The following is a 10002-nucleotide window of genomic DNA, read 5'->3' on the forward strand; positions in this document are numbered from 1 at the left end:
TCACGCCAGCCTCATGCTCCCGCAGCACCCCAATGATCTGATCCTCGGTAAATCGGCTTCGCCGCATCGCTCGTCTCCATCTGACGAGCTAACTTACCAATGGCATGAATTCTGGGGAGCAGGTCAACTGCATCCTACAGACAGTTGGGATATGAGATCGCGACCTGCACGACAGCCCAATTATTCATTCATCGCGGCAACGCGATCTCCGAAAAATGCTTCCGGATGAAATCCAGCTTTGGATCGATGTAGCGCTGGCAGAAGGGCCTGCTTGGATCGGTGCGATAATAGTTCTGATAGCGCTCGTCCGAAGCTTTGAAACCCTTGAACGGGAGCACCAGAGTGTGGACAGCCTTGTCTGTTTCAGCGGCAAACTGCGCGATTGCCTTCTCGGCTTCTATCCGCTGACCGACTTCAAAGACATAGATGGCGCTTCGATATTTTCCGCGCGGTGAGCGAGCTCTTGTGGCGGAGTGCGTCCTTAGACTGCATCGCGATCGGTGACGTTTCGCAACGTTTGGCTCGCGATGGCCTGAACCATAGTGAGCATGTTCTTCAAGCGGTGAGCGATCTCACCATTCACGATGACTTGCTGCTGCTCGGTGCGGAGCCTCGCGACCCCAGCCTCGAGCCGGTCCGCCGCGCTCCGCAGGAACGAGATTTCTTCTGCTGGCCACGGTCGGGGGTGCGCCGAATGGACAAAGAAGACGGCGATGGTCTTGCCTCGATCTCTCACTGGCATGTCGACCAGAGACCGAACGCCGACACGCACTGCGCTCTCGAGATTATGGAGCGTGCGGTCGTCGGTTAGGGCGTCCCAAACGATCAGGGGGTCGCCACCGACGAGCGGCTTGCGCAAGCTTCCGTACTCTTCGAGACGGTGGCGGCCGGCGATGCTCATAATCCCGGGCGCCGTCCAATCTGTTTCGACGTCAATGGTCTCGACGTCATCGTCGACGGATCCGAACCCGGCCCGGTCCGTGGCAAGCGCCCTGCCCACGATGGCGGCGGTAGCCGACGCCATCTCGGCGGTGTCGTGACTGCTTCGTATGGTCTCGCCGATCTCGACCAAGGCTGTCTGCAGCCCCGTGAGGCGCTCGCTCGCGTTGGCGACACGGCGCAGTTCAAGATTTTCGCTGGCGAGGCGAGCAAGTGCCTGAAGCATCGCCTTTTCCGCTTCGCTGAGCCCTTTAGGCCGCGGAGCGGTATCGATGACGCAGAGCCGACCAACGATCGCGCCGGATCGCAGCATGAGCGGTGCGCCAGCGTAGGCGCGAAAGTGCCTGACGCCGGTGACGAGCGGATTGCGCTTGGTCCGCGCGTCATTTGTGAGATCGACGATTTCCAAGAGGTCGCCCTGATCGATCTCGATCCGACAGACCGAGTGTTCGATTTCGGTCTCGCACACCTCGAGCCCGTACTTGGCCTTGAACCATTGACGGTCGGTGTCGAGGAGAGTGATGAGCGCGATCGGAACGTCGCAAGCCTTTGCCGCGACGAAAACGAGATCGTCGAAGGCTTGCTCTTCCGGCGTGTCGAGGACCATGAGGTCCGCAAGCGCCTTCGCCCGCTGTGCCGGCCCGAAATCTGTTTTGTCAGAGTTCAGGCTCACCAGAGCTCTCCCGGTCGGGGCCTTGAAGCCTGAACATGGCCGATCATGCGCTTTGGCTTAGTCACGTCAGTGCCCCCTCACGCGCGGCGGCCACTGCGATGACGGGCCCCCCGTGTCGCGGCTCTGATCGGCGGCGGCACCAATAGTCAGAACGATCTTGCCCTGGATGTGGCCTGCCTCTGCTCGATGATGAGCGGCAGCCGCTTCGGAAAGCGGGAATGTGCTGTCCACGGCGACGCGAACCGCACCGCTATCGAGTAGTTGAGCTAGCTTGGCCAACTGATCGCCGTTGGAACGAACCTGAGTCGCCGAAACGGTCACCCCCCGGCCGGCAGCCTCGTCATGTCCGGCAAAGCCGAGGGGAAAAATCGGGAACAGCGCGCCGCCCGGACGGATGGTCTGCAGAAAGCGGCTCGCGGCCGGGCCGCCGACAGCGTCGACGACGAGATCGACGTCGCGCACATCGTCTTCGGGCTTGGTCTGCGTGTAGTCGATGAACTCGTCAGCACCCAGTTCGCGGAGGAAAGCCTCGTGCCGGCTTGACGCGACAGCTAGTGGCGCATCCTCATAGCGGAGGACCTCGGGAGCGCCGAACTCATGGAAGCGGATCGCCTTCATCTCATACCCCCCAATCAGACGCGTTCGAGGAGGGCGACGGTGCCTTGACCGCCGTCGGCACAGATGCTGACGATCCCGAGAGACCCGACCGGCATGGCCCACAGCTCTTTGACGGCTTGGCTGAGGTCACGCGCGCCAGTCGCGCCGAAGGGATGCCCGATAGCTACCGAACCGCCGTTGGGATTGACGCGATCCCAGTCGAAGTTACCCATCTCGGGCGAGACGCCGGCCTTCTCTCGGACCCAATTCGGATCGGTGATGGCTGCGACATTGGCCAAGACCTGTGCCGCGAAGGCTTCGTGGATCTCCCAAAGGGCAATGTCGGAGAATGCCAGCTGATGTCGCGCGAGCAGACGCGGAATGGCATATGACGGTGCCATCAGAAGCCCCTCCGTGTGGAGGTCGACCGCAGATATTTCGAAGTCGACGAGCCGCACGTGAGCCGTGCCTTCGGGGAGCCTCTGCAAACCTTCTTCATTGGACACCCAACAGCCGGCCGCCCCATCTGTGATCGGAGAGCTGTTGCCAGCTGTCAGGCTACCCATGCCGCTCTCGCGATCAAAGGCCGGCTTCAGACCTGACAGCCGTTCGGCGGACGTGTCCGCACGCGGGTTTGCATCGCGGGCAAGTTCCGGCAGTGCAATCACGAGGTCATCGAAGAAACCGCTGTCCCAACCGGCGATCGCTCGCTGGTGGCTCTTGAGAGCCCAGTCGTCCTGTGCCTCACGCGAGATCCGCCACGCCTTGGCGGTCTCCTCCATGTGATCGCCCATCGTCCTGCCGGTAAGGCGGTTGGCCCATCCCTTCGTCGGGAGCACATAGTCGGTAGGAGCCAGCGCCCCCAAGGCGGCAAGTGCTGCTGCGGCATCCTGCGCGAACAAATCGGTGAGCCGCTTTGATGCCTCGGGGGTAAGCGCGAGCGATGGCCGGCTCATGACCTCAGAGCCGCCGACCATGATCAAGTTAAGGCCGCCACCGAGCATGCCGGCCGCAGCGAAACACGCGGTCATGCTGGTTGAGCACGCAAGAACAACGGAGAATGCCGGGACATTGGGATTGAGTTTCGCGTCTAGCCATACCTCACGAGCGATATTGCTCCAGCCCAGGTTTGGGATGACGCTTCCCCAGACAACGAGGTCGGGCTCGGCAAGCTTCCCCATCTCCTGAACGACGGGCACGGATAAGGAGACCGCGTCATAATTCGCCAGTGCTCCCCCGCCGCGCCCAAAAGGGGTCCGAAGGCCTGCGGCTACGAAAACTGGTTCTGCAAAGCGGCTCACAGTGGTCTCCCGAAAGACAAAGGTTCGAATAAGCGACGCGGCGTAGTGCGCTCAGGCTCCCCGGCCTGGGCCGTAGTTGAGCGCTTTCGTCTGGAGGGATTCGACCATTTCGCTGCCTCTACCCTCCATAGCGCTCAGTCTTAATGATCGAGGCGTCGAGCCCGGCCGCTAACGCGCCGTCCGTCGCGATGTTGACGAAACCGTTGGACCCGCAAACGAACACGTGGGCAGGATCTCGACCCAGGCGGGCGATCGTCTCCTTGACCATCTCGGCGTCGATCCGTCGGCCAAAGTCCGAGGCGCGCATTGGCGCTTCGCGCGTTATCGCGACGGCTAGGACCAACGCAGAATCACGCATCTCGATCGAGCGAAGTTCGCTGGAGAAGAGTACGTCGCGACTGGTCCGAGCGGACAAGAGCAGCGCAACTGGAACGGCCTGGGCCAGTGCTTGGCGCTGCCTGATCATTGCCATCAGTGGGACCAAGCCCGAACCTGCGCCGATCAGCAGCACCGGGTCGTCAGCAGGTTCGGGCCACAAAAAGTGGCCACCGAGAGGACCTCTAAGTTCGATTTCGTCGCCAGGAGCGGCGACGTCGTGGAAGAACGGCGAGACTTCGCCATCGGGCAGACGCTCTATTGCCAACTCGAGGATCGGGGACGAGGCAGCCGACGATGCAATCGAATAGCTGCGCATCGCTTGATAGCCATTGGGGGCGGTCAGGCGCACGTCAACGTGCTGGCCGGCGGTATGGAAGAAAGGCTCCCGTAGCAGCAGGAAAAAGCTCTTTATACTTGGGGTCTGCTGGACGATCTCGTCGATCACACATGACTGCCACGACGCGGGTTGCGCGTCGATCTCAGTCATGGGTGTACCGTTGTTCGCGCCACGGATCGCCGTAGATGTGATAGCCGCGCAGTTCCCAGAAGCCAGCTTCATCACGCGTCGTGAACTGCAGCCCATTCACCCATTTGGCGGACTTCCAAAAGTATAGATGAGGTACTAGCAGGCGCGCCGGTCCGCCATGATCACGGGGAAGCGGCTCGCCCGCATACCCAGTCGCGACCATCGCCTTACCGGCCAGAAGGTCGGCGAGCGGGACATTGGTCGAATAGCCATCGTAGCAGTGGGCCAAGACGAAATCGGTGGGCCGCTCGAGTCCTGCATCCGCGAGGATGTCTTCGATCAGCACGCCTTCCCACTTGGTGTCGAGCTTCGACCATGACGTAACGCAGTGTATGTCTTTAGTTACGTTGGTTTTCGGAAGGGCGTTAAACTCGCTCCAGGTCCAGACCTTGATCGGCTTTGGACCGATCTTGACCGTAAACTTCCAGTCGGATGTCTCGATACGTGGCGTCGGTCCCGCGGTCAGTACGGGAAAATTTTCTACGAGATGTTGACCCGGCGGAATGCGGCCATCGTGGTCGCCGCCTGAACCGCGGCCGGTGAAACCTCTGGTGACCATGCCGAACCCCCTTGCTCGTCACGACAGACCGGAACCGACTTAATCTCAGGCTACTGCGTAGATGATCTTCGCACTTGCATGATGCCGAATGGATCGACAGGCTGAAACTCAGACAACCGAATGCCGTATCAGTATAGATCTGTTTATCATCACTATGAATCGCGCTAATCGCACCTCGACTATAGCGGTAGAGCAGCATCTTTGCCCAATGTCTGCTCGCTATAGTTTCAATACCTTCCGACCAGCGTTGCACGCGTATGTGCGCCCGTGGGATGTTAGGCGAACGCCGCCGGCTGTCGGACGGAGAAGGCACGGTCATCGCCTGCTTGCGGTTCACGTCATGAGGTCGCCATGCACGCTCAAGCTGAAATCATCGCAGCGCTCGGCGTCTCTCAAACGTTCGATGCTGAACAAGAGGCCGCGAGCCGTATCGGCTTCCTTCGCGATTATTTGAGAAGGTCTGGCCAGCGAGCGTATGTGCTTGGAATCAGCGGGGGCGTCGATTCCCTGACCGCGGGCCTGCTGGCGCAATCGGCCGTGAAGGAGCTTCGCCGCACCGGGTACGAGTGCGAGTTTCTTGCGGTGCGGCTACCTTATGGCATTCAGTCGGATGAGCACGATGCTCAACTTGCTCTCTCGACGATCAAGCCTGACCGTACGGTGGCGATCAATGTGAGGCCCGCAACGGACGCTCTTTGGGCGGAACTGACGTACTCCGGATACGATCCAGTTGATCCTCACGACCGCGGCAGAGCGCTAGGTAACGTCAAGGCGCGCCAGCGCATGATTGCTCAATTCGCGCTCGCTGGAAGCCTGGGTGGCCTAGTGATCGGTACGGACCATGCAGCGGAAGCGGTCATGGGGTTCTTCACCAAATTTGGCGATGGCGCCGCGGATGTTCTGCCTCTCGCGGGTCTCAACAAGCGACGTGTTCGCGCGATTGGGGTTCACCTTGGCGCCCCGCCTGAGATAATCGGCAAGGTTCCGACTGCGGATTTGGACGATCTCATGCCGTTGCGCCCAGATGAGGATGTCTACGGCGTGACCTACGATGAGATCGACGATTACCTCGAGGGACGCGTCGTGGCGCCGACGGCTGTAGAGACAATCGAAGAAGCGTACCGAGCGACAGCCCACAAACGTAAGCTACCTGCTGCGCCCGCTTTCCAGATTTGACGTCACCCAGGTCGAACGCACGCTCCGATTTGCTCCCGTCGAAGATATAGAAACTATGTCACGTCGCTATTGGAAAAGTTCAGCGTGGGAATTCATAGTCGATCACGCGAACGCTTTGTTTCGATGGGTATAGTTGAGAAGAGCATTGGTCTCATCGACCACGCGACCCTCTGGCTCAGGGAGCAGTAACGCATAGCAAAGCCGCTGTGGACGCGATGTTTCGCCAGGCATCGGGTGTCTGCATCGTGGTTGGAGAGAAGAATGAGCCCGGCCGAACGTCAAGCTCCTCAGCTTCGTGTGCAACGGTGGATCGGTGTAGATGGCGGCAACCTCGCCACGCCGATCCAACTATCGGATCTGGGCGTAGGCCCGAAGATCGTGTTCGCGTTTCAGCATTGGTGCCGTGGCTGCCATCTGCATGGATTTCCCACTCTGCAGAAATTGCACGGAGCGCTGGAATCCAGAGGTGTCGGGTTTGCAGTGATCCAAACGGTCTTCGAAGGTGCCCACGAAAATACCTTCGAGAAACTGCGCATCAATCAAGTCGAATACAATCTCCCCATTGCTTTCGGGCATGACGAGCCGCCAGCTGGCGCGGCTTTTCCCACATTCATGGAAGATTACAGAACACGGGGAACGCCGTGGTTTACCGTCATCAACGCCAACGGTCGCATCGTCTTCTCGGATTTTCATCTCGACGCGGATCGTTTGGTGGCGGAACTGGAGAGCACGTGAAAGATGCCACGTTGGCTCATTCTAGCCGCCACCCATATCGCCGCCGCCGCCGCAGGCTTTGCTGGTGGCATCTACATGCTCCCGATCCTGACCGCGCCGGTTTCGCCGACCGAAGCTGTCCTGCGCAGCTCGACGCCTGAAGCGCTTTATTCCGGAAGGCTTGTTCGGGATCTCGCCGGCAGCGACCTGCTGCATTGGGGCGAAGGTGAAGTGCGGGTCTTGCCTCTCCGGATCGCGCACATCGGCCGCCTCTCGCCGGGGCCGGACTACAAGCTCTATCTCACCCCACACTTCGTCGACACAGAGGAAGCGTTCCTCGCGATCAAGGACGCATCCGCTCGGGTGGGCGATGTGAAAACGTTCAACGGCTTCATCGTAGAGGTGCCCGCCGATATCGATGTTCGAGACTACAGCACCGTTGTCATCTGGTGCGAAGCCTTTGCTCAGTTCATCAGTTCCGCGGAGTATCAGCCTCCGCGTCAGGCTCGGAAATGAGCCAGGCGATGGACGACGTAAAGGCAGCGTGCGCGCGGGGACTCGTTTTGGCTCCGGTTGCGGCGCTGTTGTTAAGTGTCGCCACACTGCTCCTGGGCAATGGTCTGCTGGGTACTCTCCTGATTGTGAGAGCTGGTCAGGAAGGCTTCTCGGCCGGGACGATCAGCGCAATGATGTCCTTTTATTTCGCGGGCTTCACGATCGGCGCGCTGGTTTTGCCCCGGATCATCGTGTCTGTCGGTCACGTCAGGACCTTCGCTGGCTTCGCGGCGATCGCTTCGATGACTTCTCTCCTCCATGTCGCATTCGTAGACGCGAGCGCATGGATGCCACTTCGGCTTGTAACCGGCTTCGCCTATGCCGGCATGATCCTTGCGACTGAGAGTTGGCTCAACGCTCACGCTATTCCGTCCACACGCGGTCAGCTCTTGTCGATCTTCGGCGTCGTTTCGATGGGCTCGTGGGCTCTTGGCCAAGCACTTCTAAACGTGGCCCCACCTGCAGACGTGACCCTGTTCCTGATCGTCTCACTGCTGATATCGGCGGCGGTCGTCCCAGTCACTCTGCTGCCCAGCCATCCGCCGGCCGATGTTCGACAGGAACCCGTCGCCTTCCGCGATCTTTTCGCGGTCTCGCCTCTAGCATCGGTCGGCGTCTTCCTGGCGGGCCTGGCCATAGGCGGTTTCTGGGGCTTGGGACCTAACTTTGCACAGAGGATCGGCCTCGATGTGGGCGGCATATCCGCGTTCATGGCGGCAGTCCTTGGTGGGACGCTCGCCCTGCAATGGCCTCTCGGATGGCTATCGGACCAGGTGTCGCGAAACCTCGTCATCGCCGGCGCGGCCCTGGCTTCCGCAGCGTCCGCTATCGCCGTAGCGATGGCGGCGGACGCGCCTCTGCCTCTGCTACTCGCCGCGGGCGCGCTGTTCGGCGGCTTCGGCATTCCCATCTATTCGCTATGTCTAGCCGTCGCCAACGACGATCTTCCTGCGGGTCGGCTTCTGGGCACAGCTCGCGGGCTTCTTCTGCTCAACGGTATCGGGACCGCTGCTGGGCCGCTCATCGGGGGAGTAGTGATGGATTTAGTGGGGCCCGGCGGCTTGTTTCTCTACGCGGCGGCGTTGCTCACTGCGCTGGCGGTGTTGGCCGGTGCGCGCAGGCGTACTCACCGCGCCATCGAGACACGCGCCATACGCTGCCCAAGCACGGCGATGATCACCGGATCCCTCGATGCGATGATAACAACGCAAGCTAAGCCACAGAAATGATCATTCGCGGCCGAAGGCCAGTCAGCTGATGCAGACGCTTGGCCCAAACGAAGCGAAGCCCGCCATGGACGAGACAGTGTGTGCTCCCGCTCAAAGCGGGGCCCATGAAATGAAGCGGGGTGCTCTTGCCATCCTTCCCTTGGCGTTGGGAGCCAGCGTGTATGGCATGGCCTTCGGTCTTCTGGCTGTGCAGGTAGGCTTTCCGTGGTGGGGCGTGGGGATCATGAGCGTCTCTAGGGGCATAAACTCAACATCGGTTCGATGTAACGGCCCCGGGAGATAGCCGTTGGGTCGGCAAGGCTTTTGACGCTATCTGTCCGCAGCCTCACCCCCCAGATGTTGTGTGTGCCAACCGCTGGGCCGCGGCCGCCTAAGATCCGGATTGAATTTCTGTGGGGCTGCATAATGCAGCACGGCGGGTCCTCGCCTAGGCAACGGCCTCAACGGTGAGGTCCCGGCCGTTGAACTGCACGGTTTCACCCGCCCGCGCACCCTCGATCGCCTCGAAGATCGGGGCCATCGTGGAAATACCCATGAGCTCACGCCCATGACAGGTAAACCTACTCGTCGACACTGCGATCACGAAGTACTTGCCGGACAGCTTGATGACGGCGCCCTCCGCAACGGCTGACTTCGGCCCGAAATCGATCGCACGCAGCTTGTCGAGCTTATCCGCATAATCATCGAGAGTGTCGTCGAGCGCTTCAGCGAAATCGCTTGCGACCTCGGCTTGCGCCTGCTCGTCGTTCTCTATCGGCTCGCTCCGATCGAGGCGCGCGGTGGAAACGTAATCGAGATAGTTGTCTCGAGCGCTGTGTAGTGCGGCCGTCTTGACGTGCCCCCCATTTCTCATCCAGCCATAACGAGAGTCCTGGGTTGATTTGAACCTTGGTGTTGGTGGGTGGCAAGAGGCCGGTGCGCGGAGCTATCAGCCTGCGCAGCGTGCCGGCCGGTCTCTCCGCAGAAGGCGCTGGCGTACTCCCTGGGCGTCATCCATCCGAGCTTGGAGTGCGGCCGGCGCTCGTTGTAGTCGCGCCGCCAGGTCTCCAGCACGGCCCGCGCGTGCGGCAAGGACCGGAACAGGGTCTCGTTCAGCAGCTCGTCGCGTAGCCGGCCGTTGAAGCTCTCGTTGTAGCCGTTCTGCTGGGGCTTGCCCGGCGCGATGTAATGCCAACCCACGCCGCTGTCGTCAGTCCAGGCCAGGATAGCGTTGGACGTGTATTCCGTGCCGTAGCACATTGGGAAGCGGCCCCTCGAAGGGGCGCACTGCCTTGATGAAGGCAAGGGCGCGTAGCGCCCGCAGGCTTCATCAAGGCGGTCATGATCGGCCCGCAGGTCTCTAAAGTGAAGTTGTC

13 protein-coding genes are annotated in these 10002 nt (G+C 60.8%); 5 read left to right on the plus strand and 8 right to left on the minus strand.

Translation table 11 applies throughout. The features are described 5' to 3' along the window. A partial coding sequence (locus tag S2M10_RS22435; protein WP_211091033.1) for a hypothetical protein occupies positions 1 to 229 on the plus strand: 229 nt, incomplete at its 5' end. Here S2M10_RS22435 and S2M10_RS12685 read toward each other — a convergent pair. The 6 genes from S2M10_RS12685 to S2M10_RS12710 all read right to left on the minus strand — a co-directional run bounded on the left by S2M10_RS12685 (position 189) and on the right by S2M10_RS12710 (position 4973). Further along, the gene (locus S2M10_RS12685) at positions 189 to 428 is read right to left on the minus strand and encodes a hypothetical protein (protein WP_348770595.1); all 240 of its coding nucleotides are present in this window, start codon (positions 426 to 428) and stop codon (positions 189 to 191) included. The two genes, S2M10_RS22435 and S2M10_RS12685, sit on opposite strands and share 41 nt — an antisense overlap. Before the next feature lie 53 nt (positions 429 to 481). Then, positions 482 to 1612: a GAF domain-containing protein gene (locus tag S2M10_RS12690; RefSeq protein ID WP_168846383.1), complete on the minus strand. Its 1131-nt coding sequence runs from the start codon at positions 1610 to 1612 to the stop codon at positions 482 to 484. A 66-nt stretch (positions 1613 to 1678) separates the two neighbouring features. Beyond that, complete coding sequence (locus tag S2M10_RS12695) at positions 1679 to 2230, minus strand: zinc-binding dehydrogenase (RefSeq protein ID WP_079979739.1); 552 nt, start codon at positions 2228 to 2230, stop codon at positions 1679 to 1681. Between the two features lie 14 nt (positions 2231 to 2244). Continuing rightward, positions 2245 to 3510 (minus strand): thiolase family protein, encoded by a 1266-nt coding sequence (locus tag S2M10_RS12700; protein ID WP_071537973.1) that lies wholly within the window; start codon positions 3508 to 3510, stop codon positions 2245 to 2247. 118 nt (positions 3511 to 3628) lie between these two features. Further along, entirely contained in the window at positions 3629 to 4375 is a 747-nt protein-coding gene (locus S2M10_RS12705; RefSeq protein WP_058193722.1) for a ferredoxin reductase, read from the minus strand. Continuing rightward, entirely contained in the window at positions 4368 to 4973 is a 606-nt protein-coding gene (locus S2M10_RS12710; protein ID WP_058193725.1) for a sulfite oxidase-like oxidoreductase, read from the minus strand. The genes S2M10_RS12705 and S2M10_RS12710 overlap by 8 nt, the downstream gene beginning before the upstream one ends. A 351-nt stretch (positions 4974 to 5324) precedes the next feature. On the opposite strand from S2M10_RS12710, the gene nadE reads away from it, so the two are divergent. The 4 genes from nadE (at position 5325) to S2M10_RS12730 (ending at position 8647) form a co-directional block, all read left to right on the plus strand. Next, the gene (gene nadE / locus S2M10_RS12715) at positions 5325 to 6149 is read left to right on the plus strand and encodes an ammonia-dependent NAD(+) synthetase (RefSeq protein WP_058193727.1); all 825 of its coding nucleotides are present in this window, start codon (positions 5325 to 5327) and stop codon (positions 6147 to 6149) included. A 261-nt stretch (positions 6150 to 6410) separates the two neighbouring features. Beyond that, a complete protein-coding gene (locus tag S2M10_RS12720) occupies positions 6411 to 6884 on the plus strand; it encodes a redoxin domain-containing protein (RefSeq protein WP_071537974.1) in 474 nt (157 codons plus the stop codon). 3 nt (positions 6885 to 6887) lie between these two features. After that, positions 6888 to 7379, plus strand: coding sequence for a DM13 domain-containing protein (locus S2M10_RS12725; protein ID WP_058193732.1), 492 nt, complete (start codon positions 6888 to 6890; stop codon positions 7377 to 7379). 8 nt (positions 7380 to 7387) lie between these two features. Continuing rightward, entirely contained in the window at positions 7388 to 8647 is a 1260-nt protein-coding gene (locus S2M10_RS12730; protein WP_058193734.1) for an MFS transporter, read from the plus strand. 427 nt (positions 8648 to 9074) lie between these two features. Here the strand turns inward: S2M10_RS12730 and S2M10_RS12735 are convergent, their stop codons facing one another. Then, entirely contained in the window at positions 9075 to 9500 is a 426-nt protein-coding gene (locus S2M10_RS12735) for a hypothetical protein (protein WP_168846384.1), read from the minus strand. After that, positions 9497 to 10002 (minus strand): transposase (locus S2M10_RS22710; RefSeq protein ID WP_247650793.1); only part of this gene is annotated, 506 nt, incomplete at its 5' end. The genes S2M10_RS12735 and S2M10_RS22710, both read right to left, overlap by 4 nt.

Origin of the sequence: Sphingomonas sp. S2M10 (assembly GCF_012650175.1) — a bacterium.
Taxonomy (GTDB): domain Bacteria; phylum Pseudomonadota; class Alphaproteobacteria; order Sphingomonadales; family Sphingomonadaceae; genus Sphingomonas.

What these genes read in the sequence shown, in the direction of transcription:
- S2M10_RS12730 (WP_058193734.1), top strand. Translation starts at nt 7,388, where the DNA reads ATGGACGACGTAAAGGCAGCGTGCGCGCGGGGACTCGTTTTGGCTCCG.
- S2M10_RS12705 (WP_058193722.1), bottom strand. Translation starts at nt 4,375, where the DNA reads ATGACTGAGATCGACGCGCAACCCGCGTCGTGGCAGTCATGTGTGATC.
- S2M10_RS12710 (WP_058193725.1), bottom strand. Translation starts at nt 4,973, where the DNA reads ATGGTCACCAGAGGTTTCACCGGCCGCGGTTCAGGCGGCGACCACGAT.
- nadE (WP_058193727.1), top strand. Translation starts at nt 5,325, where the DNA reads ATGCACGCTCAAGCTGAAATCATCGCAGCGCTCGGCGTCTCTCAAACG.
- S2M10_RS12735 (WP_168846384.1), bottom strand. Translation starts at nt 9,500, where the DNA reads ATGAGAAATGGGGGGCACGTCAAGACGGCCGCACTACACAGCGCTCGA.
- S2M10_RS12725 (WP_058193732.1), top strand. Translation starts at nt 6,888, where the DNA reads ATGCCACGTTGGCTCATTCTAGCCGCCACCCATATCGCCGCCGCCGCC.
- S2M10_RS12695 (WP_079979739.1), bottom strand. Translation starts at nt 2,230, where the DNA reads ATGAAGGCGATCCGCTTCCATGAGTTCGGCGCTCCCGAGGTCCTCCGC.
- S2M10_RS12720 (WP_071537974.1), top strand. Translation starts at nt 6,411, where the DNA reads ATGAGCCCGGCCGAACGTCAAGCTCCTCAGCTTCGTGTGCAACGGTGG.